Annotated in this window: 24 protein-coding genes; 16 read left to right on the top strand and 8 right to left on the bottom strand. The window is 51.3% G+C overall.

What is annotated here, in order from left to right:
• Positions 1-49: 49 nt before the first annotated feature.
• The 4 genes from WFK81_RS17840 to WFK81_RS17825 all read left to right on the top strand — a co-directional run bounded on the left by WFK81_RS17840 (position 50) and on the right by WFK81_RS17825 (position 4,652).
• On the top strand, positions 50-1,810 hold the full coding sequence (locus tag WFK81_RS17840; protein WP_336787742.1) for a sensor histidine kinase: 1,761 nt from the start codon (positions 50-52) through the stop codon (positions 1,808-1,810).
• On the top strand, positions 1,785-2,546 hold the full coding sequence (locus WFK81_RS17835) for a response regulator transcription factor (RefSeq protein ID WP_336787741.1): 762 nt from the start codon (positions 1,785-1,787) through the stop codon (positions 2,544-2,546). Before WFK81_RS17840 ends, WFK81_RS17835 begins: the two co-directional genes overlap by 26 nt.
• Before the next feature lie 7 nt (positions 2,547-2,553).
• Positions 2,554-4,083 (top strand): ABC transporter substrate-binding protein, encoded by a 1,530-nt coding sequence (locus WFK81_RS17830; RefSeq protein ID WP_336787740.1) that lies wholly within the window; start codon positions 2,554-2,556, stop codon positions 4,081-4,083.
• A gap of 74 nt (positions 4,084-4,157) precedes the next feature.
• Entirely contained in the window at positions 4,158-4,652 is a 495-nt protein-coding gene (locus tag WFK81_RS17825; RefSeq protein WP_336787817.1) for a DinB family protein, read from the top strand.
• Positions 4,653-4,785: 133 nt separating this feature from the next.
• Here the strand turns inward: WFK81_RS17825 and WFK81_RS17820 are convergent, their stop codons facing one another.
• From WFK81_RS17820 to WFK81_RS17800, 5 genes are all read right to left on the bottom strand, one after another.
• Positions 4,786-5,766 (bottom strand): NAD(P)/FAD-dependent oxidoreductase, encoded by a 981-nt coding sequence (locus tag WFK81_RS17820; RefSeq protein ID WP_336787739.1) that lies wholly within the window; start codon positions 5,764-5,766, stop codon positions 4,786-4,788.
• A 46-nt stretch (positions 5,767-5,812) separates the two neighbouring features.
• Positions 5,813-6,043, bottom strand: a complete 231-nt coding sequence (locus WFK81_RS17815; RefSeq protein WP_336787738.1) for a ferredoxin — start codon at positions 6,041-6,043, stop codon at positions 5,813-5,815.
• Between the two features lie 139 nt (positions 6,044-6,182).
• Positions 6,183-7,031, bottom strand: coding sequence for an RnfABCDGE type electron transport complex subunit D (locus WFK81_RS17810; RefSeq protein WP_336787737.1), 849 nt, complete (start codon positions 7,029-7,031; stop codon positions 6,183-6,185).
• Entirely contained in the window at positions 7,032-7,913 is an 882-nt protein-coding gene (locus WFK81_RS17805) for an FAD:protein FMN transferase (protein WP_336787736.1), read from the bottom strand.
• Positions 7,914-7,929: 16 nt separating this feature from the next.
• Entirely contained in the window at positions 7,930-8,445 is a 516-nt protein-coding gene (locus WFK81_RS17800) for an FMN-binding protein (protein ID WP_336787735.1), read from the bottom strand.
• Between the two features lie 121 nt (positions 8,446-8,566).
• On the opposite strand from WFK81_RS17800, the gene WFK81_RS17795 reads away from it, so the two are divergent.
• Positions 8,567-9,250, top strand: coding sequence for a response regulator transcription factor (locus WFK81_RS17795; protein WP_336787734.1), 684 nt, complete (start codon positions 8,567-8,569; stop codon positions 9,248-9,250).
• On the top strand, positions 9,243-10,493 hold the full coding sequence (locus tag WFK81_RS17790; protein WP_336787733.1) for a sensor histidine kinase: 1,251 nt from the start codon (positions 9,243-9,245) through the stop codon (positions 10,491-10,493). Before WFK81_RS17795 ends, WFK81_RS17790 begins: the two co-directional genes overlap by 8 nt.
• A 127-nt stretch (positions 10,494-10,620) precedes the next feature.
• Here WFK81_RS17790 and WFK81_RS17785 read toward each other — a convergent pair whose 3' ends face one another.
• Positions 10,621-11,046 carry an exosporium protein C gene (locus tag WFK81_RS17785; protein ID WP_336787732.1) on the bottom strand — a complete coding sequence of 142 codons (426 nt, stop codon included), beginning with the start codon at positions 11,044-11,046 and terminating at the stop codon, positions 10,621-10,623.
• A 213-nt stretch (positions 11,047-11,259) separates the two neighbouring features.
• Here WFK81_RS17785 and WFK81_RS17780 point away from each other — a divergent pair, with 213 nt between their 5' ends.
• Positions 11,260-12,654 carry an MATE family efflux transporter gene (locus tag WFK81_RS17780; protein WP_336787731.1) on the top strand — a complete coding sequence of 465 codons (1,395 nt, stop codon included), beginning with the start codon at positions 11,260-11,262 and terminating at the stop codon, positions 12,652-12,654.
• Between the two features lie 361 nt (positions 12,655-13,015).
• Here WFK81_RS17780 and ligD (WFK81_RS17775) read toward each other — a convergent pair whose 3' ends face one another.
• Together ligD (WFK81_RS17775) and WFK81_RS17770 are read right to left on the bottom strand one after the other, a co-directional pair.
• Positions 13,016-13,327, bottom strand: a complete 312-nt coding sequence (gene ligD, locus WFK81_RS17775; RefSeq protein WP_336787730.1) for a non-homologous end-joining DNA ligase LigD — start codon at positions 13,325-13,327, stop codon at positions 13,016-13,018.
• Complete coding sequence (locus tag WFK81_RS17770; protein ID WP_336787729.1) at positions 13,306-13,467, bottom strand: hypothetical protein; 162 nt, start codon at positions 13,465-13,467, stop codon at positions 13,306-13,308. Before WFK81_RS17770 ends, ligD (WFK81_RS17775) begins: the two co-directional genes overlap by 22 nt.
• 81 nt (positions 13,468-13,548) lie before the next feature.
• On the opposite strand from WFK81_RS17770, the gene ligD (WFK81_RS17765) reads away from it, so the two are divergent.
• From ligD (WFK81_RS17765) to WFK81_RS17725, 9 genes are all read left to right on the top strand, one after another.
• Entirely contained in the window at positions 13,549-14,484 is a 936-nt protein-coding gene (gene ligD, locus WFK81_RS17765; protein WP_336787728.1) for a non-homologous end-joining DNA ligase, read from the top strand.
• A gap of 143 nt (positions 14,485-14,627) precedes the next feature.
• Positions 14,628-16,175 carry an ATP-binding protein gene (locus tag WFK81_RS17760; RefSeq protein WP_336787727.1) on the top strand — a complete coding sequence of 516 codons (1,548 nt, stop codon included), beginning with the start codon at positions 14,628-14,630 and terminating at the stop codon, positions 16,173-16,175.
• A 128-nt stretch (positions 16,176-16,303) separates the two neighbouring features.
• Positions 16,304-16,765 carry a phage tail protein gene (locus tag WFK81_RS17755; protein ID WP_336787726.1) on the top strand — a complete coding sequence of 154 codons (462 nt, stop codon included), beginning with the start codon at positions 16,304-16,306 and terminating at the stop codon, positions 16,763-16,765.
• Between the two features lie 263 nt (positions 16,766-17,028).
• Positions 17,029-18,519, top strand: coding sequence for a PTS mannitol transporter subunit IICB (locus WFK81_RS17750; RefSeq protein ID WP_336787725.1), 1,491 nt, complete (start codon positions 17,029-17,031; stop codon positions 18,517-18,519).
• 86 nt (positions 18,520-18,605) lie between these two features.
• On the top strand, positions 18,606-20,669 hold the full coding sequence (locus tag WFK81_RS17745; RefSeq protein WP_336787724.1) for a BglG family transcription antiterminator: 2,064 nt from the start codon (positions 18,606-18,608) through the stop codon (positions 20,667-20,669).
• Positions 20,666-21,100, top strand: a complete 435-nt coding sequence (locus tag WFK81_RS17740) for a PTS sugar transporter subunit IIA (protein ID WP_336787723.1) — start codon at positions 20,666-20,668, stop codon at positions 21,098-21,100. The genes WFK81_RS17745 and WFK81_RS17740 overlap by 4 nt, the downstream gene beginning before the upstream one ends.
• Entirely contained in the window at positions 21,100-22,251 is a 1,152-nt protein-coding gene (locus WFK81_RS17735) for a mannitol-1-phosphate 5-dehydrogenase (RefSeq protein WP_336787722.1), read from the top strand. The genes WFK81_RS17740 and WFK81_RS17735 overlap by 1 nt, the downstream gene beginning before the upstream one ends.
• A gap of 42 nt (positions 22,252-22,293) precedes the next feature.
• Positions 22,294-24,012: a phosphoenolpyruvate--protein phosphotransferase gene (gene ptsP / locus WFK81_RS17730; RefSeq protein ID WP_336787721.1), complete on the top strand. Its 1,719-nt coding sequence runs from the start codon at positions 22,294-22,296 to the stop codon at positions 24,010-24,012.
• Positions 24,012-24,275 carry an HPr family phosphocarrier protein gene (locus WFK81_RS17725; protein ID WP_336787720.1) on the top strand — a complete coding sequence of 88 codons (264 nt, stop codon included), beginning with the start codon at positions 24,012-24,014 and terminating at the stop codon, positions 24,273-24,275. Before ptsP ends, WFK81_RS17725 begins: the two co-directional genes overlap by 1 nt.
• Positions 24,276-24,462 lie beyond the last annotated feature (187 nt).

Raw genomic sequence — 24,462 nt, 5'->3', positions numbered from 1 at the left:
GTTTGAGCAGTGGGGGTAGGGCAAAAGCCTATTGCAAAGGAGACGCCGCATGCGTTCATTTATGCAAATCAAGATCTATCGCGGCAAATTCATTGCATATGCGGTATTTGTGGTGTTCATTGGCCTGGCGCTCGGCGCGATCACCTGCGCGGTACTGCTGGACCAATGGGTGGGGAATTCCAGAAATGAGGCTACCGGAGCGTTCTCTCGGGTCGAAAACAGCCTCCAGTACGATGCTGACCGTATCGAGGCGTTTATGCAGCGAGTGTATTCCAACAGCGGGCTGGTGTCCGACATTCGCAGTTTTTTGGGAAATAACGCAGAAGGCTATCTGACAAGCAGGCTGCAGGGCAGCCAATATAACCGGCCGCTTGTCTCCTTTCCCGACGATATGAAATCTTTCTTAAGCAACGGGGGTAAGGGAGACATCACGCAAATCAGCCTGCATACCGAGCAAGAGGGCAACGTGGTGAGCTTCGACAATAACGGCAATACGAGTTATCTATTCCGTCTGCCAAACTCCGATGAAGCGTTCCGCGAGACCATCCAAAAAGGATTCGTCTATCACAAGAAACTGTCGGATCCGAACCAAATTTCCCGCCAGCTGGGCGAATTTCGATTCCTGGTCAGCAGCGACCGGATTTTTAAGACGGTGCAAAATTACCATCTGGACGAAGCCGCGGCAGTCAGCGATTCCGGAGACATGTACCTGATCGCCGGCAACGGCCGCAGCTCGGAGGAGCTGATTCGCCGGATCGTGGCGGATGGACGCACGCATGGCTTTCTATCGACGGGATTCCTGGACCGAGCCTATTTCGTGACGTTTCATTCGAGCGAGTTCGATTATCGGTTCGTCAGCACCGTGGATTTGGCCTCGCTGATCCGTCAAAAAGCGAATGTGCTGCTTATCGTGTTTCTCATCGTACTGGCCGCGATGATCTGCGTCCTGCTGCTCATCGTTTACAATTTGCGCGAGGACGCGAACTTCCTGCATCGGATTATCGTATCCATCGGACGCGTGAAAACAGCGGATTTTACGCCGGTTAGCCCGGCTCGCTACCGAAGGAACGAATACGGCATGATCGCCCGGGAATTGGACGATATGATCCGACAGCTCGATCGGCATATCCGCACTAATTATCTTCTAAAACTCAAACAGCAAGAAACTGAAATGAAAGCGCTTCAGCATCAGATTAATCCTCACTTTTTGTACAATACGCTTGAGGTGATACGTTCCTCAGCCCTGGTGAACAGCGCCGACCATACATCCGACGCCATCGCCACCTTGGGCGCATTGTACCGCGATATCGTGAAAAACGAGAATATCATTTCGCTTGGCAGTGAGCTGAACTTGCTTCAAAAATACCTAAAAATTATGGAGTTCAAATATCCGGATCGATTTTATTATCAGTTTAATGTGGATCCCGCACTAATTTCCTTGCCCACGGTAAAATTCTGGATGCAGCCGCTGGCGGAGAACTTTTTCATCCATGGCTTTCACCCGGAGAGCGAGTTCAACCTGCTCCTTGTGAACGGCTGGGAGGAAGAGGCACGCTTCGTGCTGGAGATCGTGGACAACGGCAATCGGATTTCCGAGGAGCATTTGGCCGAAATCAGGCAAAAGCTCTCCAGAGGCGACGACGCCTCGGTGGACAGTATTGGTCTGCGTAACGTTTATACCCGGTTGCGCTTTTTCTATGGGAAAGGCTTCTCCATGACGATCGACAATAACGAGGAAGCCGGCGTTAAAATAACCGTAATCCTATCCAAGGAGGCGACTAACAATGTACAAGCTGCTGATCGTAGATGACGAGCCGCAGATTTTGGAAGGAATGAAGCGAACGCTGGATTGGGAGAAATACGGCTTTGGCCGCATCGAGACGAGCGAAACGTATGAGGGCGCGATTTCGAAAGCCGTGGAAATTTTGCCGGATTTGGCGATCTTCGATGTATGCATCGGCAAGCAGCGCGGTTATGACGCCATCCACAAGCTCAACGAGCTGCGCCTTCCCTCTAAGTACATTATTATGAGCGGCTATGGCGAGTTTCAGTATGCGCTGGAGGCGATTCGCTGCGGGGCTAAGGATTACCTGCTCAAACCCGTCGATCGTTCGAAGCTGCAGCAGCTGGTCGAGAAGATTATCGTCGAAGATCTGAACGGTAAGCTGGCCGATACGGCTCGCAGCGACCTGGATATAGACCCGGTACTCGGCGTACGTTATGACAGCTTGTCCAAGCTGACTAATCGCATTCTGCTCATCGTCAAGGCGGAGTATGCCCAGAACCTGAGTTTGAAGTCGGTTGCGGAACGTTTTCGCATGAATGGAACGTACCTCGGGCAGCTTTTCCTCAAAGAGACGAAAAAAAAGTTCTCGGAATATTTAATGGCTTACCGAATGCTTCGCGCCCAGGAACGCATACAGTGCACGGACGAGAAAATTATAAGCATCGCGTTTTCTGTCGGATATCCGAATCTGAACTATTTCTATTCTCATTTCCATGCTTATTTCGGCAAATCGCCCTCGGATTTACGGAGAAAGGAATAACGATGCCATGCGGGAACAACGGAAATTGAGTCGTCTCCTTGCATTCTTCGCACTCGTCATTATGTTGACGCTGCCTATATCCGGCTGTTTCTCTGCATCCGGCAATGAAAAGAATGCCGAAGTGGCGGGTAATACGGTGAATTTGATCTATTACACGATCGGCGACCCAGACAAGGACCTTAAGATGGTCAATGACAAGATCAATGAGATCCTGGCCAAGAAAATCGGCGTTACCATTACGTATATCAAAGTGGGTTGGCAAGAGTACGAGGAGCGTCTGAATACCCTCGTGTCGGCAGGAACACCCTTTGACATCGCTTTTGCGCCGGAGTACGCCAATTACGCGCAGCGCGGCGCTTGGCTGAGGCTGAACGACTATCTGTCGAAAGTGGGAAAGGATATGTATGATGCAATCGATCCTATTTTCTGGCAAGGCGTACGTATGGATGACGGCGGCATCTACGGCGTGCCGACCAATAAAGAATTAGCCGTGCGCGACCAGTGGATGTACCCGGATGCGCTAGTGAAGAAGTACCGTATCGATATCTCGAAGTACACAACGCTGGCTTCCCTCGAACCGCTGTTACGGATGATCAAAGAGAAGGAGCCCGCTTATCTGCCGATGGAGCTCGATAAGGAATCTCAAAACTTCTTTGCCTTGGACGGCTATGAATACGTATCGGATAAAACGCTTCCGCTAATGAGGAATGTTCTGGATCCGGATTCTCCGGTCGTGAATATTTTCGAAACCGACGAAGCCCGAAAAGTACTGGACCTTCTTCGACGCTACTATGTGGAGGGCTATATCAACGAGGATGCGGCCATGCGGGAAACCGAAGGACTGAAGCGGGGCGCGCTGGTCTTCTGGAAAGCTGCGGGGGGAGGACCGCTGGCGGAAAATAGCTGGAGCAAGGATCGCGGTTACAAGCTGGTGGCTTACCCGGTAACCCCGGCATTGATCACGACGGAATCCATTCGGGGTGGAATTATGGCGGTCAGTGCGGAAACGAAGCATCCCGTCGAGGCCGTAAAGTTTCTCAATCTGCTGAACACGGACCCCGAGGTGCGCAATCTGTTCAATTTCGGAATCGAAGGCGTGCACTACATCTTGGATCGTAATGGCCAAGTGGTGCCCATTCCGCCCAAGGACAAAAACGGCAATCCGATCCCGGACGCGCAGCCAAGCTATGGAGGCGTGCAGTACACCCAAGGCAATTGGTTCATCTTGAAGACCATGGGAGGAGAATACCCGGATCCCTTGGACAAATGGAATCAATTCCGCGCCAGCAACAAGGAAGCGGTTGTATCGAATACGCTGGGTTTTACTCCGGACTTATCACGGATGCCGATCCAGATGCAGAACATTCAGATGGTCTGGGAGAAATACTTTCCCAGCCTGATGACGGGCAGCGTGGATGTCGCTTCGGTGCTGCCGAATTTTAATCAGGAGCTTCGGCAGGCGGGCATCGACGAGGTGCGGGCCGAGGTACAGAAGCAGCTTGACTCCTGGCGGGCCGCCCATTCGTCGCCCGAATGAGGAGTACGGGTTAATTGGCTAATCGGCAACTTCTATCTTAATTAACTATGGGAGGCGGGGGGATTTTGGACAGTGTGAATATTGTGATTGACCATCTATTAATTAAATACAAGGCGGATCAGAAGTGGACCCGCAAGGTGATTGAGCAGTTATCCGAGGAAGACCTCGTCTGGTCACCTACGCCAGAGTGTAACAGTATCGCGAATTTGATAGCGCATATTTCAGGGGCAGTACGTTATTGGTTTGACGCTGCCTATTTCGGTGCTCCATTAAACGAGTATATGAATATCGAATTCGATCGCGGTTTACAGATGACGAAAGAGCAGGCGATGGAAATTTCAAAAAAATCCTATGACAGCATCGTTGGAGTCCTTGAAATGATGAAGGCAAACCCTGAAAGACTGCTTGAACAGCCGTATTTGGATTATCCATCGTTTGACTCTGCAGCCTTGAACAATAGATCGACCGTGCTAGAAATGCTTCTGCATCAGTTCAGACATTTGCCAAGCCACACGGGGCAAATCATATACATTGCAAAAATGAGGAAGGGGAATTTGATATGGGATTGAAATTTAATTCGTGTTCATAGAAGATTGAAAGTAAGAAGCACAATCAGTCATGCAAAAAGACCATTCAAGCTGTATTACAGCGAGAATGGTCTTTATTCATAGGAGAACCGCAGCTGAACAGGGGCTGAATTTTTCAGCGCTGCATATGACTGCTGTGGCCCGGCGAAAGCTTCGCAGACGGATCGATGTATACCTTCGCGTTGTTGACGGCTGTCGGGGCTTCGCCGAAGCCGACCGCGATAAGCTTCAGTTTACCGGGATACGAGGTGATATCGCCGGCTGCAAAGATACCCGGAATACTCGTCTCCATCCGTGAATCGACGACGATGGAGCCGCCGGACATTTCGAGGCCCCAATCGGCGATTGGGCCGGGTGCCGAGATGAATCCGTGACTGACAACCACATCGTCGACAGCAATCTCCTCGGTCTCTCCGGTAACGACATTGCGAAGCAGCGCCCGCTCCAGATGCTTTTCTCCCGTGAGGCCTAAAACCTCCCAAGGGGTCTTCATTAGAACGGTTGATTCAAGGAGCTTCTGGACGGAATGCTCGTGGGCACGGAACTTGTCCCGCCGGTGCACAAGCGTCACGGACTCGGCGATCGGCTCCAGCATCAGCGCCCAATCGACGGCGGAATCCCCTCCTCCGCTAATGAGCACCTTCCTGCCTTCAAATCTCCGAAGTTCACCGACTGTGTAATGAAGTCCATTTTCCTCGTAGGCCTCCGAATTCTTCGCTTCGAGTCGACGCGGCTCGAACATTCCGATCCCGCCCGTAATGATGACCGCACGCGCGTGGTGAACGGCACGGTCGGTAACGACCTCGAACTGCCGCTCCGCCAGCTTGTTCACTTGCAGCACCCGCTCGTTCAACCGCACGTTAACGGGAAAATGCCGCATTTGCTCATCAAGCCGCTCGGCCAGCTCCTTGGCTGTTACTTTCGGGAATCCCGCGATATCGTAAATATACTTTTCCGGATATAACGCGGCGAGCTGTCCGCCAAGCTGCGGCAAGCTCTCGATCAACGTAACGGAAGCGTTCCTCATCCCTCCGTAGAAGGCGGCAAACAATCCCGCGGGCCCGCCGCCGATAATGACTATATCTGTATCGCTCATATGATTTTCGCTCCTTGATGAGGGTATTTGGCATTCGCACGGATGATCAGAACGGCCGGCTGCTCAGCTTGATGGAATCAGTCGGGCAGCCGTCGCAAGCATCCTGAAGATCGTCTTGCAGACTTTCCGGAATTTCCGTCAGACCTCTATTCCGGTCGTTCCGGTAAATGGCCATGGCCAATCCCTCGTCGTCGTAATCGAAAAGCTCCGGTGCCGTAGCGCCGCAAGCCCCGCATGCGATGCAAGTATCCTGATCAACTTTCGTATATAAAGTCATGTCATTGCCTCCAATTGTAATTTGTGCAAGCTTCAAGTGATTCCATGGAATGCTTAACCTGAGTATATGGATGAAAGCTTTATTAAAGCTTAAATGACGTTAAGTTCCGTCATAAGGCTGCGAATCGAATCGATGAGGTTCAGGTGCCGGGCTTTCGGACTGCCGCGTTGCCGGGCTTCACGATCCGTTTAAAGAACTTGGCCCTTATCCATTGATAGCAGTTGCCGATCAGCAGTCCAATAAACAGATAAATCAATCCGCCGGAAATCCCGTATACAATGGCTCCCGCCAGTGCCGCAAGCGTCCCGAATACGATCTGGTCCCCCGTCTTCGCTGGCGAAGTGGGCGGGTCAGTCAGCATAAGCAGGGCGAAGAACAACGTTGCGTTAATGAACGGGGGCCGCAGCGCATCGTAGAAGCCTCCCGCCTGCAGCGCCGCGGCGTCCAGCGGCAGTATTCCTCGTGATATGGCCAAAAGCGTAAGGAGATAAACACCCAGGAAGGCGAAAACCTGCGGGAACTTCTGAACGCGGCTCGTCACCCAGTACCCGCCGATCAGCAGGAGCGGCACATACCAGCCGGATAAATCGCCGAACGCTCCCCACCAGCTTTGCTGCGAATGGAAAAGGGGAACTGACACTAAAAGCCCGAACATAGCCGGATTAAAGATCGGCCTTTTTTTATATGTGATTAGATGCTTGGATAATATAGAAATGGCGGACGTCGACGCAAGAATATACCAGGGTGAAGTTATGCTCAGGATCAATGCGACAATAAGTCCGGTAATGGCAGCCCCGTCAGGCATTATTCTCTTGCGCTTCGCTATAACCGAGCACAGGACGTCAACGGCCATGGTCACGATGACCGCAATAAGAGCGTTCACTGCGCCTTCCCAGCTGTGAGAAGCCAAGGAAGCGATGGTTAGAAAGGCTAGCATGACGTATATGACATAGGCTTTGGGCGATTTAACCCATTGCTTCAGTTTCATTCAGACACCTCCGATAGAGACGATTCGCAAATCGGGATTGATTAGGATGCCTTTTAGTCCCGATTGCTCAATAAGCGTTGCTGCTTGATCGTCCCCGTGCAGAAACGCCGCGGTCGAGAACGCATCGGCCAGCATAGCGTAAGGAGCGATCACGCTGCAGCTTACCCAGTGTTCCGGTGAAAGCTTTGTTCGCGGATTGACGATATGGGAAATGCCGTCCGTAACATCGCTTCTGCGTTCGTAGCTGCCGGACGTGCACACCGCTTCATTGGCAATTTCAACGATGCGGATAGACTGGTCCTTCCGCTCGGGATGCCGAATGCCGATCCTCCAGACATTCCTTCGCGGGTCCGAACCTCCGGCGAAGATATCGCCGCCGGCATTTACGGCGAAACGTTCGAAGGATTGCAGCTCTGCGGCGGCCAAATCAATGGCGAAGCCTTTGGCGACCGCTCCCAGATCGATCACGGCAGGCCTCAGAAGCAGCATCGTCCGATTTCGTTCGTCCAGCCTGATATCTGTATATGCGGCGCTTTCGGCGACAGGGCTCGATATCTTATCGCCGGTCAGATAATGGCGGTTAAAGCCATACTTCTCCATCGTTTTTCCTATGGCGGGATCAAAGACGCCGTTCGTCCATTCGGCAAGCTCCAGCGCCATCTTGAGGGGCTCGAACACGTAAGGGCTAAGCGCAACCGGAATGCCGGGCTGCCGGCAAGCCAGCATCAGCTCGCTGTCGGGGCGGAATCTGCTGCAGGCGTCCTCTACCCGGCGGAAGGCGGCAAAAGCCCGCCGGACCGCCGCCTCGGCGACTTCGTCAGGCTGCTCGGTATCGACTTCAATGGTCACGACCGTATCCATCATGAGTTTGGCTTTAAGCATGGTATACCTCCGCTGATCATGCATTCCTCGCTTGGGACAACGCTTCGTTCACGGCGTCCCGGAAGGCATCCGTGCTATAGGTTGCACCTGAGACGTTGTCCACTGTTGCGCTCTGCTTCCGCAATACTTCGGCAGGGAGGCCAACAACGTCGCTCTCCGAATAATGCATGCCGAAGTTACTGATCTCAACATCCGTAATCCGATCGTTGCTAATCGTCACTGATACTTCGATGAAGCCTCGGCGATTGTTGCCCATTCCTATATATGTGCCGTCCTTGTACGTCTTCTTTGCCGTACTTTCGGATGGACTGCTCGATGCGGGAGAACTATTGGACGGGCTGCTCGGAACGGTGTAGTCTGGGACAGGACTGCTAGACGGACGGGTGAGCTTTGGAATATCGGCTTGAACGGACGTTTGCCCCGTTAATTCCGGCACGAACGACTGCGGATCTGTTGTCATGTACTCGACAGCGTAAATGGCGCCGATTGCCGCCGTGCATAACGCGATCCATTTCTTGTTTATTTTGGGCATCGTCTTGCCTCCTCTCTCCACGTCCAACAGTTTAAACGGAGAACATTTAAATTTTATTAAAAGCTATCTTCTGTTAAGATGGGGGTACCAAAATGGAGGAGATCGGAAGGAGTTAAAGATCATGCGCGTGCTTGTCGTGGAAGATGATGCCGATCTGCTTAGGATCGTCCGCGACGTCTTCGAAGACGAAGGCTTCGCGACAGACGGAGCGGAGACGGGCGATGTAGGTTATTATCTCGCGGAGTCTTGCGTTCACGATTTGATCGTGCTCGATGTCATGCTGCCCGGCATGAATGGAATCGAGATTGTGAAAAGATTGAGAGCCCGGTCCGTTCATGTGCCGATCATTCTGCTCACTGCCCGCGATGCTGTCGAAGATCGGGTGGAGGGACTGGATGCGGGAGCGGACGATTATGTTGCCAAGCCGTTTGCCGTGTCGGAATTATTGGCTCGTGCCCGTTCCGTTCTTCGCAGAAGGGGGAACATCGGGCAGGAGGGCGATCTGGAATGCGGTCCTGTAAGGCTGTCGCCCCCGACAAGATCCGCTTTTGTCGGAGAAACTCCGATCCAACTGACAGTCAAGGAATACGAATTGCTGGAATACTTTCTATGCAATGTGGGCCGGATTCTCACCCGGGAGCAAATTTTCGACCGGGTCTGGGGCTTCGATTCGTCTTCGGGGCTTACGGCGGTTGACGTCTACGTACATCATCTCCGCAAGAAGCTTGCCGCATTGGGGGCAGGTACGATTCTGCGAACCGTAAGAGGAATCGGCTACTTGTTCTCGGGTGATCAGGATGTTTAATCATACCCGCCGCCGTCTCGCCGTTCTGAACGCTGCCGTGTTTCTCCTCGTCCTGGTGCTGATGAGCTCCTTGTTGTACGTGCACATGAGACAGAGGCTGTATCACGATACGAACGAAGTTCTTCAGCAGTCGATGTCAAGGATCCGGTCGTTTCATAAGCTGGAAGAGCTGATACGCTCCAGTCATTTGGATCCGCAACAGGACGAGAGGACCACTTACTTGTTCTGGGATGAGCAAGGAAGGCTGATCGGGCAATCGCCCCGCTTAAGCTTTGACGAAGCGACAGCCTACGCGTTAAAGGGCTCCGAGGCGGATGAGCTTATTCGGTCCGTGAAGTCGGGCAATGACCGCTTTCGCACGTTGACGTTTGAGCTATCCGCCGCCGATGCCAGCTCGGGCACGAAATCGGTCACTGTCGTCTTAAGCCTCAACGACGTGGAAGGAACCTTGCGATCGCTACTGCTGGACATCTCCGGAGGCATGGCGGGCGGCGTTGTCATTTCCGTGCTGGCGGGGTATTTCTTGGCGGCGCGGGCGCTTATTCCTATTCGCCGTTCGTGGGACAAGCAGCAGCGCTTCGTTGCGGACGCCTCCCACGAATTGCGCACGCCGACGGCTGTCATTCGTGCCCGGACGGAACTGCTGCTCCGGCATCCCGATCATTCTATCGAACGGGAGAGCTCCAATATCGCCGTCATCCTGCAAGAGACCAAACGAATGGGCAAGCTGGTGGACGATCTTCTCACCTTGGCCCGTTCCGACTCGAATCAGCTTCAGATACTGCAGTCCGACGTTGCGATCGATTCGCTCCTGACCGAGGTTGCGGAGCAGTTCCGATTCCTGGCGGATACCAAGGGGATAGAGATCGAGGTACAGACGGAAGGCCCTCTCGTTATCCCGGCGGACGAAGGCCGTCTTCGCCAATTGCTTATTATTGTGCTGGATAACGCGTTAAAGTACACGCCGGCATCGGGCCGGATCGAGGCGGTTTGCCGATTGCAATCGCACTCGGTCTACCTGAGCGTGTCGGATACCGGCTGCGGTATTCCAGAGGAAGATCTGCCCCACGTCTTTGAACGGTTCTACCGGGGAGACAAGATGCGTTCGCGCGCCCAAGGAGGAACCGGTCTTGGCCTTTCCATTGCGCGCTGGATCGTCGACGCCCACCGCGGCACAATCCGGATTCATTCCAAAATCGGCGCAGGGACGAAGGTCGAGGTAACGCTTCCGAGAAAAGGATAGCGAGGCAAGCATATGTACTTACCGTAATATAACCAGAGCACCTCTTATTGAGGTGCTCTGGTTTTTGTTTTTCGTGCTTGAACCGCCTTTGAGAGTTAGGCGTGACGCCGATGATTAAGAGGCGATGTTAGTTTCTGGTTTTAACCGCTAACCCACTGAATGATATCGGTCCTACAACGTCTACTCTTGTATTGGCAGTACGGTTTTCTGCGGTGACCGTGTAAGCATGAGTACCTGCTTTGACATTTCTGTCTTCAGCTTGGAAAGTAACGACATAATTTTGCTCTGAACCCGTAGATTCGATACCCTGCAGCGTGTTGAAAATTTCTTTATTGCCGCGGAAGACTCTGAAGAGAATTTGCCCAATGCCTGTGACACCTCTGACGCCAACGGTTGCTACCAAATCTACCCGGTTCGGTTGGGAATTTGCTGGAATCCGTATTGGGATTGTTGCGATTCCAGATTTTTGCGGGGAACGCAGAATAGTAAACGATTTGGCCGGGTTAAAGCGACGAAGCGGCTGGACGGCCGCTTTATCAAGGATTCGTACCATAATATCAACTCCTTTTATTTGATGCTCCAATTTATGATAGATTCATAGAGAATGATTGGGCAAAATTAATAGATTGATAGATTGTGTTTTTTGCCGACAGTCCGTATTGGGCGCTTTTACTTTTTTAACACGACATCCCCCATAGACGTATCGACTTGCGGGCGCTACACTAGGGAAGGCGACAGAGAATAAACATTGTAGGAGCTTGCAAACGTGACCTTATCAGACCATACTCCATCATGGAAGAAGCTAAGTCTTTATGCCGTGACCTGGCCCATTTTCGTAGACTCGGTACTGCGAATGCTGCTGGGCACGGTTGACGTGTTTATGTTAAGCCGTATCTCCGACAAGGCAACGGGTGCAGTAGGCTTAGCCAACGAAATTATTTATTTTTGCATTATGATGTTCGGCTTTGTCGGCATAGGCACCAGCGTCGCGGTATCCCAGTATATCGGCGCCGGGCGGGCGAAAGAAGCAAGCCGCATTTCGGCGATGGCCATCTCGATGAACCTGATTTTCGGAATCCTCGTCAGCATCGTTCTTGTAAGTTTTGGAGAATCGCTATTGCGACTGCTGAATTTGAACCCCGAACAAATCGGAATAGCGAACCATTACTTAAAGATTATCGGCGGATTTATTTGGGTCGAGGCGCTTTCTTACGCGGTCTCGTCGGTCATCCGTTCGAGCGGAAACACGAAGAGCGTGATGTTTGTAACGCTAGGCGTCAACCTCCTTCATATGGGAGGGAATTATTTGCTTATCTTCGGCAACCTGGGCTTCCCGGAATGGGGGGTTACGGGAGCGGCTATATCAACGGTCGTAAGCCGTTTGCTTGGCATCGTGGTTCTATTTATCCTTTTGTACCGCCGAATTGCCGCACCGATTCAAAGGAAGGATTACGTGAGCTGGAACGGTTCTTACGCCAAAAAAATCCTGAGCATCGGCTTGCCTGCCGCGGGGGAGCATCTCTCTTATCAGTCGCAATACTTGATGATCATCGGTTTCGTCAATATGATTGGTATTACTGCGTTAAATACGCATGTTTATGTCATGAATGTATCCAACTATTTTATGGCGCTAGCGCTAGCGATAGGGATGGGGACGGAGATTATCGTTGGTCAAATGGTCGGTGCCGGAGAAATGAAGGAAGCCTACCGCAGACTGATGAAAAGCGTAAGGATCAGCTTCTTGTTAACCATAGCTGTCGTTGGCGTAGCGGCCATATTCCGGCATGAGTTGATTGGATTGTTTACTAAGGATCCTGATATCATCGCTGCGGGAGCGGGTATTTTTTTGCTATCCATCATACTTGAACCCGGCCGAACCTTTAATATGGTTATCATCAATTCGCTGCGTGCCGCCGGGGATGCGCGATTCCCTGTCTTAGCGGGTGTCATCTCCATGTGGGGAGTCTCCGTTCCGCTTGCTTATTTGCTGGGCGTTCATTTCGGAATCGGCCTGCTTGGCATATGGATTGCTTTTACGGTGGACGAATGGCTGCGCGGGGTTATGATGCTGCTTCGCTGGAGAAGCAGAGCTTGGGAGAAGAAAGCTTTGGTAAAGCCAGTTTCCATCGTTTCGGATCACGGCGTTGAAGCACAGATTTAAGCTGGAATACTGCATATTGTCATACAGTAAAACCCGGTCTTTTAGACCGGGTTTTGTAATGCGTTGCGCTTTACTTCGAATTATTTTGCATCTTAGGTTTTCCTTGATCGTTCGGGTCGTTAGACCGTGACGGGCTGCTCTTTGGGGTGTTATTATCGGGCTTTGCCTTAGTGCTCACTGTACATTCACCTCCTGCATGATCCATAAAGAGTATTCCAACAAACCGGTTTTCTTATTAGATTGGACTTACAGCTGTCGTTTCCAGAAACGGCCCTGTGCGATTCCGTTAATAAAAGCTCGTAGACTCGCTGCTTACCAATAAAACGGCATCGAAGAGAGTAGCGTCCGTCGAAGGATGGCCTTATCCATTGTTTCTTTCAATAAACGCTAGAATCTCATGAAGGGATTGATTCTGTTTGTTGGTTGTCAGAGGCTGAAACAAATCCCCTTTTTCGCTTATTCTTCCCGCTATATTCAACATCGTATAGTCCGAAGGCTGAATCCCTTCCGCCAGCTCCGGCCATGCCAACGGGGCTGCAACGGTTGCATGCTGTTTGGCTCTCGGGGAGTATACGACAGGCATGGTTCTACCTCTCCACAGCTGCATGTAATCGAAATAAAGCTTGTCTCCTCTTTTTGAAACGACTCTTTCTAGAGTAACCTTCTCCGGCATTTGCTCTGCTGAATCATGTAGGGCGACACGCCGATTAAATAATGAATATAGTCGATCTTTGATATCCTCTGCGACTCCCAGATGATGCGGTCGGGATGCGTAATGGCAATCCTTTTGCCGTCGACAACGACTTCCTCCACCCAAAGCCCCCCTGTATTTTCTCTATATTTTCAATCCGTTTGGCTCAAACTATGTATTATCCAAAAATCGGAGTGATCAGCGTGGAACCTATTTTACCGATGGAGCCCATGGCCAGCGCAGCGATTCCAACGGGGGAAGAGTGGATCGCGCAGGTGAAGTGGGATGGTGTCCGGGTTTTAACCTATGCGGATCAAGGTGAGGTTAGGCTATTTAACCGCAAAAAGAATGAAAGGACGATGCATTATCCGGAGATTGCACACCTTCGCGAGTATTGCAGCAGCCAATCCGTCATTTTGGACGGTGAGGTAATATCTTTAGGCGAGCATGGCAAGCCTTCCTTTCAGCGGGTGATGAGGCGGGATGGCGTAAGAAATAGCGAGCGTATAGGAAGAGCTGTGGAGACGGTGCCGATCTTTTATATGATTTTCGATATTATCTACCTCAATGGCATGTGGATTCACGACAAACCGTTTCATGAGAGAGCCGAGTTATTATCTGAAATCATAGCGCCAAATAAACATATTCAGCTCGTTCCGTCAGTCAGCCCCACCCAAAGCTTATTTGACGTAGTAAAGCAGCAGCAAATGGAAGGGATTGTGCTTAAAAGGATAAATTCCTCCTATGCGATCGGCAAGAAAAGGGAAGACTGGCTTAAGGTGAAAAACTTTCAGGATCTCATCGCTGTCATTGGCGGTTTTACTCTTAACCATAACACCGTTAATTCCATTTTGCTCGGATTGTACGATTCGGATGGAAGACTGCATTATGTGGGACATACCGGTACAGGAAAAATGACGGTTAACGACTGGAGAGAGCTGACTGAAGAATTGAAGGGAATCGTTACTGCCCGTCTCCCATTTGCTAAACTCCCGCAACGCCACAGGGATGTCATCTGGGTACGGCCGGAAAAGACGGTCAAGATTAAATTTGCCGAGTGGACGGAAGGCGGTTCGCTAAGACAGCCAAGCATTGAGGGATTTGTTGAATTTCCTCCGGAGGAATGTTTGCTTGAATGAACGAAATAATCAGTTTACTCAGTATAGTAAAAATACTTATGTAGTAGGTATACTAGAAGTATGCCTACTACATATAATCAAGGCGCGGCAGATAACAAGCTGCAACGGCACAATAATGAGCAGCAGATTGGGGACGCGTAAATATGCAGGAAAAGGAAGGCGTTGTAGCCATAAAGCAAAGTGACACCCATTTGAGTCAGCTGGCTTCGGTTGGGCAAATAGCCGCGGGTATCGCTCATGAAGTTAAAAATCCCTTGACGGCCGTTAAGGGATTTTTACAGCTTCTCAAAGAAAAGAACGAACTCAAGTACATAGAAATTGCCGAATCGGAGCTGGGTAATGCGATAAATATCCTGCAGAATCTCTTGCATGTATCCAAGCCTGATTTGGAGGAAGAGCCATATACTGCAATCGATCTGTCCGTAGAACTGGATTCGTTGACTCAGCTGTTTCAGGATCAGATGTACCGGGTTTCGGTTCATGCCGATTTACGAGACCCGGGCTCATACATCATGGGCAAAAAGAATCAGCTTAAAAAAGTATTTTTCAATTTGCTGAAAAACGCCTTTGAGGCTATTCCGGGTAACGGATCGATTTCCATTGAGCACATGTCCACGGAGAACGAGGTGATCGTGTGTATTCAAGACAGCGGAGTTGGTATTCCGAAAGAGAAGCTCGGATTGCTCGGAACGCCATTCTATACGACGAAAGAAAACGGAACCGGCATGGGATTAACTCTCGTATTCTCCGTCATTTATCAGCATAATGGAGCAATCGAGGTGCAAAGCTCGGAGAATGAAGGGACCAAATTCACCATCACATTCCCCAAGGGAACAAAAAATATAAAATGGAGAGAGGTGGTTTATCTGGAGCTGGAAACCACGATGAATATGAAAGACTTCTTTATCATTAACCGGGACAATTTCGAGCAGAGGTTGTTGCTTGAAGCCGTTAATGTCCGGGACAAAATTGAAGAAATTCTCGCCATTGGAAATATTAATCTGTTGGACAACGCGCACAAGCTGGTACTCTTCGTCATTGACGGTAAAGAGTATGAGACGATTGCTTTTGCCAAGCAGGAAGGAGTTACTTGGGCAAAGCATTCATTGACTCTCGCATTCAAGCTGGAATGGGTGCAGGCAGTAAGACGGGTCATGTGGGACTTCCTTTACAATTACGACCGTCTGAACAATCATAACGATAGCAAAGAGCATTATTACAGCATGGAGAAGAGCATTAACCAGCTTATGGATCAATTCCTCAATCAGTTTTTTATCAGCTACTCTTTATTCAAGGATGATCTTATCCGGGCGCAGCGGGCCATGGTTGAGGATTTGTCCGTTCCGATAATCCCGCTTACGAAGGAAACTTCCATTCTCACTCTGATCGGGACGATAGACGAGTTCCGGGCCAACATTATTGAGGACAAGGTTATTTCGCAGATCGGCAACAACCGGATCGAAACGTTGATTATAGATATGTCGGGCGTTATGGAGATGGAGGAAAGCGTCATTAGGCAGCTCATCCATGTCTTTGACGGAATCAATATGATGGGCTGCCAGCCGATTGTAACCGGGCTGAGGCCGGAGATTGTAAAGAAAATGATCCGGACAGGCTTATCCTTTGAACATAAAGCGGTAACCAAAGGAACACTTCAGCAAGTGCTGGAGGATTATCTCGCTACCAGGTAACCGGAACTTGCCGATTGTCAGGGACTGATTTCCAATAAGAGGCTTTCTACTAAACATTTTTTGGTATAATATCTGATAGTTTAGGAATCCTGTAAATAGGAAAATTTCGTGAGAGATGAGGAATGGGAATGTCCTATACCGTTGATTTTAAACATGTGTCCACCGTTGGTCTGGATTCTTCGCCCGTAGCGGAGACGCTTGCCGGTCTGCGAGCGAACGAAGCCCGTTATTTTATGACTAAATACAAGCATGAGTTTACGGTTGTACCCGCGAGCGAGAGTCAAGAAGCCCTCGATTATGTGAACCGGATTTTGAAAGAACGCAATATCGAGTTCTCGGCCAAACCGCTGGAAACGTCGCAGTTCCAAGTGGAGAACATCAAGTTCACGTATGTCTTCTATGAGGACGGGCTGGCTCTTAACGTTATGTACACGGTAGATGATCCTAAGAAGCGGGCCGTTGGCTTCAAGCTGTCCGAAGGGATGGAGGTACCGCAGGAGCTGGAAGGGAAATTCAAGTTTGCCAGACAGAAATCCAAGCTTGCCGGTACGATCCGCGGTTCGTTCTTTGTCATTAAAGGCGAATATTAAGAAAGTTTCTGGAAAAGTAAATGAATGAGAGGGCTGAAGGCGCCTAAAGCGCCATCGGCTCAAAACCAACAGGCCGCTCCTTTTATAAGGGGCGGCTTTTTTGCTGTTCATAATCTAATTAAATGTTGTCAACAGTATGATTGACAAAACCTCGTTTTCCTTTTGTTGTTCCGGAAGCGGGCTTGAATTACGATGATAGTAATCCGACGGCACTGCCGGTCCGGCAAAAAAAGAAAGCGATTTTATAGAGGAGGAACCCAAATATGCAGCAAGTGCAAAACAACTCTCAAGCCGGGGGTATTCGGGTGGGAGTCCAGAAATTTGGACGTTTTCTCAGCGGTATGGTTATGCCCAATATTGGTGCTTTTATAGCATGGGGGATCATTACGGCGTTGTTCATCCCTACGGGCTGGCTGCCAAACGAAACCCTTGCAAAGCTTGTTGATCCGATTATCAAGTATCTGCTTCCGCTTCTGATCGGTTATACAGGCGGTACGATGATTCATAAGCAGCGCGGCGGCGTTATTGGCGCTCTGATGACAATGGGCATCATCGTCGGTACAGACATCCCGATGTTCCTCGGGGCTATGATTTGCGGTCCGCTGGCCGCATGGGTATTGAAGCAATTCGATAAATCGATCGAGGGAAAGATCAAATCCGGCTTCGAAATGCTGGTGAACAACTTCTCGCTTGGTATTATAGGCGCGATTCTTACCCTGATCTCTTATTCCGGCGTTGGTCCGGTTATCGAAGAATTGACCAAAATTCTGTCGAGCGGCGTGGAGTTCCTGGTTAACCATAACCTGATCCCGCTGGCCAACATTCTTATTGAACCCGCAAAAATTCTGTTCCTCAACAATGCGATCAACCATGGCGTATTGAGTCCGATTGCACTGGAAGAAGCATCCCGCACAGGCAAGTCGATTCTCTTCATGCTGGAGTCCAATCCGGGCCCAGGCCTCGGCGTCCTGCTGGCCTACATGATTGCAGGCCGCGGCACGGCGAAGCAATCGGCTTCCGGCGCAGCGATCATTCACTTCTTCGGCGGGATTCACGAGATTTATTTCCCGTATATTCTGATGAATCCGCGCCTGATTCTTGCTGTAATCGCCGGCGGCGTAACAGGTACATTCACCTTCTCGCTGTTTGGAGCGGGTCTTGTTGCCCCACCTTCGCCGGGCAGTATCTTTGCTTACATTGCCATGGCTCCAAAGGGTGGCCTTCTTGCAGCCCTCAGCGGTATCGTAACCGCTGCGATTGTATCGTTCGTTATCGCGGCTCTGCTGCTCAAGACGACGAAAAAAGAAGCCGAGGACGGGGACGATCTCGAACAAGCTTCGGCAAGAATGAAAGAAATGAAGGCGGCAGGCAATACCGCGGCAGCAGCAACGGCAGTTGCGGTTCCGACAGCGGCTGCGCAAGCCGTTCAGCATGAGGCTCAGCACGCTGGGGGAGCTAGCGATACGTTCAAGGCAAAAGAGGATGTTCATAAAATCGTCTTCTCCTGCGACGCAGGCATGGGCTCAAGCGCAATGGGCGCATCGATTCTTCGCAAGAAGATGAAGGCCGCCGGTTCGGATGTTACCGTCATTAATACGGCAATCAGCGATATTCCCGGCGATGCCGACATCGTCATTACGCACAAAACGCTGACGGACCGCGCTAAAATCCAGGCGCCAAATGCCGAGCATATCTCAATCGACAATTTCTTGAAAAGTCCGGAATATGACAAACTCGTCGACCGGCTCTCGTAAAGAATCCTTTCTCATCAAGGCTGCCAGCGCTGGAGATTAATTTCCGGCGCTGGGGCCATTCTATCGTTATAGGAAGGGTTATGTGAATGCGTATATCCAGCCGGTCCCGCCGGATTCTAGAGCTGCTGCTGCGGAATGATCAAGATCTGACAGCGGCTCAGATCGCGGCAGAGATTCAGGTTAGTGCAAGAACCGTACACCGAGAGCTGGCGGCGGTAGAGGAGATTCTGCTTGCGGAAGGCGCTCGGCTGCTCAAAAAATCGGGTTCGGGCATCAGGCTGCAGGGCGACCAAGCGGTGCTTGACCGATTAGCCCGGATCGTTACCGTATCGGAGGAAATCGAATTCGCTCCGGAGGAACGGCAGGTGTATTTGCTTTGCCTCCTTATCGAAAGCGGCGAGCCGGTTAAGCTGTTTACGCTGGCGCATGAATTGAAAGTGGCGATTCCTACTGTGGCCCATGATTTAGACCAGCTTGAAGGATGGGTACAGAGATTTGAAGTTACTCTGACCCGGAGAAGAGGATACGGGATAGAGCTGACCGGCCAAGAAGAACGGCTTCGGGAAATAATCCGTCAGATCATCAAGGATCGGTATGAAGATACGGAGCTGATCTCCAGCCGCAACGAGCTTCCGGTACATCCGCTTGACCGCAGGTTGCTTGCGGCCGCAGGTCAAGCGGAAATGGAAGCTGTTGAGAAAATCTTATGGAGCTGGGAAGAATACGGAGGAAGCCGATTAAGCGAGAGTGCTTATACGGATCTGCTGATTAGGCTGTCTATTGCGGTAAGGCGGATTCGGGCGGGCAAGACGGTTGCGGCTTCATCCATTGCAACAATAAGTCGGGAATCCGATGCGGTGTATCTTACGGAACGGTTGGGGGCGCTGACCGGACGGACTTTTCCGCCGGCAGAGACCGCTTATATCGGCAGGCTGCTGCGTTCGGCCCAGACCGACGATCTTTCCATGCTGCCTGCCGATGACTTGGCTTTAACCGATACGGTACGATCCCTGATCGAGCATGTACAGCATGCAATGGGGATCGATTACAATAAGGACCGCTCTCTGCGCGACGGGCTGTTCCTTCACTTGAAGGATGCCTTGCAGAGGCTGCACGAGGGCACGAATATTCGTAATCCGCTTCTCGATCAGATCAAGAAGGATTATTCGTCTTTATTTAACGTCGTTCGCAAAGCGGCAAACCGCGTCTTCACCGCTATGGATGTGCCGGATGAGGAAATCGGATTTCTTGTCATGCATTTTGGAGCATCGCTGGAGCGGCTGAAGCAGCTGCGGCAAAATGTCCGGGCCATTCTGGTCTGCTCGAGCGGAATCGGCTCCTCCAAGCTGCTGCAAATCAGGCTTCAGAAGGAACTGCCGGAAATCCATATCGTCGACCGCGTATCGTGGTACGAGGCATCAAGGACGGAGAAGGACAAATACGATCTCATCATTTCCACGGTAGATCTGCCTTTAAACGGAGAGCAATATATCAAGGTCAGTCCCCTCCTGACGCAGGCTGAGACCGACCGGCTGAGGGCTTTCGTTCAGACGGGTCTAGTCCAGAAGCGGGACGGCGAACCGGACAAGGAAGAGAAAACGGAAGGCTTGGCCTCCAGCTTCGAACAGCTGGTCAGCCTTAAGACAACGCTTGATGAAATGGTGAGTCTGATTCGGCGCTTTGAGGTTGTGCGGATCCAGGAGAAGAGCGGCGACTTGCCGCTTATTCTGCAAGAAGCCTGCGCGCGGGAAGAAGCCAAAGGCGTGCTGACGGATGCCGGTCTAGTGGCCCGGCGGCTGATGCAGCGGGAACAGAGCGGCAGTCAGATGATACCGGGAACCCCGGTAGCGTTGTTTCATACACGAGGAGAAGAGATAACGAGGCCATCGCTCTCGTTATACCGATTAGAAACTCCGCTTACGGTGGAGATGGCATCGCCGTCCCGGTTAAGCCATTTTTTATTAATGCTGGCGCCCCGGACTTTAACGAAGGAAGCGCTCGAGGTATTAAGCGAAATAAGCGCCATGCTGCTCGATTCGGTCATGATTGATTTGCTCGAAGCTGGCGATGAAACGGAAATTAAAGATTACTTAACCATACATCTTAGAATGTTTTTCAATATAAAAGCGGAAGCGAGTGACGTACAATGAGTATTTTATCTACAGATAAAGTGAAATTGAATGCAGCGGTGAAGGATAAATTCGAAGCGGTTCGTCTGGCAGGCCAATTGCTGGTTAACGCCGGTCACGCTGATCCAAGCTATGTGGAAAGCATGGTGGAACGCGAGCAGTCCCTATCCACTTACATGGGCGGAGGCCTTGCTATCCCTCACGGAACAAACGAATCGAAGGGCTCCATCATGTCGACGGGCCTGTCCATCGTTCAAATTCCGGCTGGCGTTGATTTCGGCGAAGGGAATATCGCGCATCTGGTCATCGGTATTGCGGCGGTTGGCGACGATCATCTGGACATTCTGACGAACGTAGCAATGGTTTGCTCCGATGATGAGAATCTGGAACGGATCTTGAAGGCTTCCACGGCCGAAGAGATGATCGAGATCTTCGAAAGCGGGATGGAATAATGAAAGCTTTACATTTCGGAGCGGGCAACATCGGACGCGGATTTATCGGACTCCTTCTTTCGCAATCGGGCTATGAAGTTATTTTCTCCGACGTCAACCAGGCGCTTGTTACGGAGCTCCAGAAGCGCGGAGCTTACACGGTAACTTTGGCTAACGAATCCAAGGATCAGCTGCAGGTGACGGGCGTAACCGCCATCGACGGAACTAAAATAGACGATGTTGCGGCGGCAGTGGCGGAGGCCGACCTGGTGACCACAGCCGTAGGCGTTAACATCTTGAAGCATATTGCGGCGGGCATCGCCCGCGGAATCGAGAAGCGAATCCAATCCGGAGGAGGGAAGCTGCATATCATCGCCTGCGAGAATGCAATTGGCGGCAGCACCCAGCTGAAGGAGCATGTATTCGGGCACCTCGATGAAAAGACAAAGGCAAAGGCAGCGGAGCTGGTTGCTTTTCCCGATGCGGCCGTTGACCGGATTGTTCCTATTCAGCACAATGAGGATCCTCTAGAGGTTACGGTAGAGCCATTCTATGAATGGGTCGTAGACGAATCCGCAATGTTCGAAGGGTACAAACCGGTTGCCGGTGTCCATTACGTACGCAATCTTATGCCTTATATCGAGCGGAAATTGTTCACGGTGAATACGGGACATTGCGCTGCCGCTTACCTGGGAAGTCTTCGCGGCTACGAGACTATTCAGCAGGCGATGGCCGACGAGGCAATCGTTGGGGAAGTGAAGGCGACCTTGAAGGAGACAGGGGCCGTACTTGTTGCGCAATATGGCTTTGACCAAGCAGAACATGACCACTACATCGAGAAGATTATCGGACGGTTCCGCAACGATCAGCTGACCGACGAGGTTACCCGTGTTGGACGTTCGCCGATCCGCAAGCTGTCTCCCAATGACCGTCTAGTGAAGCCGGCTTTACAAGCCCATGAACAAGGAATGAAGCCCGTTCAGCTGGCTAAAGTAATGGCGGCTGCGCTTCAGTTCGTTAACGCCGATGATCCTGAAGCTGTTGAGCTGCAGCAATCGATTAAAGACAAGGGTATGGGACAGACCGTGTCGCATTATACCTCGATTCCGGAAGGGCATCCGGTATACGAGCTGATCATTAAAAGCTATGAAGCGGTTGCGAATCAGCGTTAAGAGCAACGCTCAAGAAGACAAACCATTAGAGAGGTACGCATTATGGATAATATATTTACCGGTGTAGCCGCATCTCCAGGAGTGGCTATCGCAAAGGCATTCCGGTTTAACCATTCCCCATATATCCCGCAAAAGCAGACCATTGCGGATGCTGAAGCGGAAGCCGGCCGTTTCCGGCAGGCGATCGAGAAGTCCAAAGGCGAGATCGAAGAGATCCGCGTAAAAACGGAGCAAAGACTAGGCGCGCAAAAAGCGGAAATTTTCGAAGCGCATCTTTTTCTGCTGGAGGATCCGGACCTTGTGGACTCGGTACTGGATAAAATCGCGGACGAGAACCTTAATGCGGAATACGCTTTGCATGAAGTAACAACAACTATTGTCGAGATGCTTCTCGAGCTGGACAATGAGATGGTCCGCGAGCGCGCAGCCGATGTCAAAGACATCTCCGGGCGGGTGATGAGCCACCTGATCGGCAAGCCGTATGCTTCGCTGTCCGGCATTTCCGAGGAGACCATCATCCTGGCAGAGGATCTGACGCCATCGGATACCGCGCAGCTGGACCTGAATTATATCCGCGGCTTTGTAACGGAAATCGGAAGCCGTACATCACACTCCGCTATAATGGCCCGCTCGCTTGAGATTCCTGCGATAGTAGGCGCCGGCTCGTCGGCCGCAGCTGTTGCGGATGGCGCCATGGTCATTATGGATGCGACGGAAGGAAAAGTGATTGTGGATCCTTCGGAGGAAGTGCTGGCCGAGTATCGGGAGAAAAAGAAGCAATACGATGAGCGCAGAATACAGCTGAAGCGTCTGGCCGGGCAGCCGTCGGTAACGGCGGATGGCGAGCATCTCGAGCTCGCGGCCAACATTGGAAGCATTGAAGACCTGGATAAAGTGCTGGAGAACGGCGCCGACGGCGTGGGGCTGTTCCGCACGGAGTTTCTCTATATGGGACGCAGCTCGTTCCCGACGGAAGAAGAGCAGTTCCAAATTTACAAGCATGTGCTTGAGAAATTAAACGGCAAACGCGTCGTTATTCGCACGCTGGATATCGGCGGGGATAAGGAGCTTCCTTATCTGGAGCTGCCGAAGGAAAGCAACCCGTTCCTGGGGCTTCGTGCGCTTCGTTTATGCCTCAAGCGGGAAGATTTGTTCCGTACTCAGCTCCGGGCCTTGCTCCGGGCAAGCGTGCATGGCAAGCTGAACATTATGTTCCCGATGATTGCGGTGCTGAGCGAGCTTCGCGAAGCGAAGCGTATTCTTGAGGAAGAACGCGCGAAGCTGGAGCAGGAAGGGGTTCAGGTGTCGGGCTCGATCGAAGTGGGCATGATGATCGAAATTCCGGCGGCCGCAATTGGCGCCGATATCTTTGCGAAGGAAGTTGATTTCTTCAGCATCGGTACAAACGACCTGATCCAGTACACCATGGCAGCCGACCGTATGAACGAATCGGTGGCTTACCTGTATCAGCCGTATCATCCTTCTATCCTGAGACTGGTAAACATGGTCATCAAAGCGGCCGAGCGGGCTGGCATTTGGGCCGGCATGTGTGGCGAAATGGCGGGCGACCAGACAGCCATCCCTCTCCTTCTCGGAATGGGCTTAGACGAGTTCAGCATGAGCGCGGGCTCCATCTTGCCTGCCCGCGAGCTGGTGGGGCAGCTGTCCAAGCCGGAATGGGCGGCTCTGGCCGAAGAAGCTCTTGCCATGAGCACGCAGGAAGAAGTCCAACAATTCGTTAAGCAAAGGAGACCACAATAATGCTATCGCAAACTTATACCATTATCCATCCATCCGGGTTCCATGCCCGTCCATCGAAGCTTTTTGTTCAAGCGGCGTCGGAGTTCCCTTGCAATGTAAAGCTGATCAAAGGGACTAAAAAAGTAAATGGAAAAAGCTCGCTTGGTTTGTTGACCCTAGGTCTGGCAAAAGGCGACGAAGTAACGCTCGAAGTAGACGGCGAGCGTGAGGAAGAGGCGCTTGAGGTGCTTGGCGCCATGTTGACCAAGATCTACGAAGAATAGAGTAAAACTGCAAGGGGCTGTCCCTAAGTCATTAAATGACAATAGGACAGCCCTTTATATTTAGGTAATCGGTCTAACCTATTACGGATTCGCATTGCACAACGAAGGAGAGCTACATTGGATTTCATGCAGCATAATAGGGCGTTTTTTGCGAGGGAAATCCAGCGTACAGTGAGAAGAAACAAGA

Origin of the sequence: Paenibacillus sp. MMO-177 (assembly GCF_037147795.1) — a bacterium.
In the GTDB taxonomy this organism is placed as follows: Bacteria; Bacillota; Bacilli; order Paenibacillales; family Paenibacillaceae; genus Pristimantibacillus.
The sequence above is the reverse complement of the archived record's forward strand: the minus strand, read 5'-3'. Positions and strand labels throughout refer to the sequence as shown.

Coding starts and splice junctions, on each gene's coding strand:
- WFK81_RS17750 (WP_336787725.1), top strand. CDS start 17,029: ATGCAGCAAGTGCAAAACAACTCTCAAGCCGGGGGTATTCGGGTGGGA.
- WFK81_RS17740 (WP_336787723.1), top strand. CDS start 20,666: ATGAGTATTTTATCTACAGATAAAGTGAAATTGAATGCAGCGGTGAAG.
- WFK81_RS17725 (WP_336787720.1), top strand. CDS start 24,012: ATGCTATCGCAAACTTATACCATTATCCATCCATCCGGGTTCCATGCC.
- WFK81_RS17785 (WP_336787732.1), bottom strand. CDS start 11,046: ATGGTACGAATCCTTGATAAAGCGGCCGTCCAGCCGCTTCGTCGCTTT.
- WFK81_RS17735 (WP_336787722.1), top strand. CDS start 21,100: ATGAAAGCTTTACATTTCGGAGCGGGCAACATCGGACGCGGATTTATC.
- ligD (WP_336787730.1), bottom strand. CDS start 13,327: ATGCCGGAGAAGGTTACTCTAGAAAGAGTCGTTTCAAAAAGAGGAGAC.
- ptsP (WP_336787721.1), top strand. CDS start 22,294: ATGGATAATATATTTACCGGTGTAGCCGCATCTCCAGGAGTGGCTATC.
- WFK81_RS17755 (WP_336787726.1), top strand. CDS start 16,304: ATGTCCTATACCGTTGATTTTAAACATGTGTCCACCGTTGGTCTGGAT.
- WFK81_RS17795 (WP_336787734.1), top strand. CDS start 8,567: ATGCGCGTGCTTGTCGTGGAAGATGATGCCGATCTGCTTAGGATCGTC.
- WFK81_RS17790 (WP_336787733.1), top strand. CDS start 9,243: ATGTTTAATCATACCCGCCGCCGTCTCGCCGTTCTGAACGCTGCCGTG.
- WFK81_RS17745 (WP_336787724.1), top strand. CDS start 18,606: ATGCGTATATCCAGCCGGTCCCGCCGGATTCTAGAGCTGCTGCTGCGG.
- WFK81_RS17805 (WP_336787736.1), bottom strand. CDS start 7,913: ATGCTTAAAGCCAAACTCATGATGGATACGGTCGTGACCATTGAAGTC.
- WFK81_RS17760 (WP_336787727.1), top strand. CDS start 14,628: ATGCAGGAAAAGGAAGGCGTTGTAGCCATAAAGCAAAGTGACACCCAT.
- WFK81_RS17810 (WP_336787737.1), bottom strand. CDS start 7,031: ATGAAACTGAAGCAATGGGTTAAATCGCCCAAAGCCTATGTCATATAC.
- WFK81_RS17840 (WP_336787742.1), top strand. CDS start 50: ATGCGTTCATTTATGCAAATCAAGATCTATCGCGGCAAATTCATTGCA.
- WFK81_RS17830 (WP_336787740.1), top strand. CDS start 2,554: ATGCGGGAACAACGGAAATTGAGTCGTCTCCTTGCATTCTTCGCACTC.
- WFK81_RS17820 (WP_336787739.1), bottom strand. CDS start 5,766: ATGAGCGATACAGATATAGTCATTATCGGCGGCGGGCCCGCGGGATTG.
- WFK81_RS17835 (WP_336787741.1), top strand. CDS start 1,785: ATGTACAAGCTGCTGATCGTAGATGACGAGCCGCAGATTTTGGAAGGA.
- WFK81_RS17815 (WP_336787738.1), bottom strand. CDS start 6,043: ATGACTTTATATACGAAAGTTGATCAGGATACTTGCATCGCATGCGGG.
- WFK81_RS17800 (WP_336787735.1), bottom strand. CDS start 8,445: ATGCCCAAAATAAACAAGAAATGGATCGCGTTATGCACGGCGGCAATC.